1 protein-coding gene is annotated in these 617 nt (G+C 57.9%); it reads left to right on the forward strand.

Annotation, left to right across the window (positions count from 1 at the left end):
- Positions 1-295: 295 nt before the first annotated feature.
- A partial coding sequence (locus AB4Y34_RS41860; RefSeq protein ID WP_368719308.1) for a transposase occupies positions 296-617 on the forward strand: 322 nt, incomplete at its 3' end.

Raw genomic sequence — 617 nt, forward strand, 5'->3', positions numbered from 1 at the left:
AGGGGTTCCTGCATCTCATCCATTCCGCGCATCGCATCCGCTGCCAAAGATCATGAACACGATATCCATAACGCCCGTCCCTCAAACCCCGTTTACACGGGACCCAAATTCAACAGCCTGCTAGGCGATCCTCGCTCACGAGACTCCATACGAAGCGCATCATGTGAGCAACAGACCTTTGATTTCAATGTGATGGCGAGACAGGTCGGACCGCAGAAACGCAGTAAGCGTCATTTCGTGGCCGCATGGACAGAGCTGAAGCCAGTGTCCAAAGTGATGTCCGTTACTTCAAGTGATGGGGACTACTTTGGACTCACGTAATGCGCGACCATCGAATCGCAAGGGCCGACCGAACTACACACCAGAGTACCGACGGCAAGTTGCCGTCGCGGCGTGCGAGCCGGGTATTTCGGTGGCCAAGCTCGCGCAGGCGCACGGACTGAATCCGAATATGGTGTTCAAGTGGCGCCGGCAACTGCGGGCGGGCCTTTTTGAAGGGATGGCGCACAGCACAACGGTGTTGCTGCCCGTAGCGCTACCTGATGCACCGACCAGCGAGACCGCAGAACCGGCGTCGCTCGCTCTACAGCCTGTCGAGCCACATCGCAAGAGCGTAC

The organism is Paraburkholderia sp. BR10954 (assembly GCF_040965775.1).
Taxonomy (GTDB): domain Bacteria; phylum Pseudomonadota; class Gammaproteobacteria; order Burkholderiales; family Burkholderiaceae; genus Paraburkholderia; species Paraburkholderia youngii.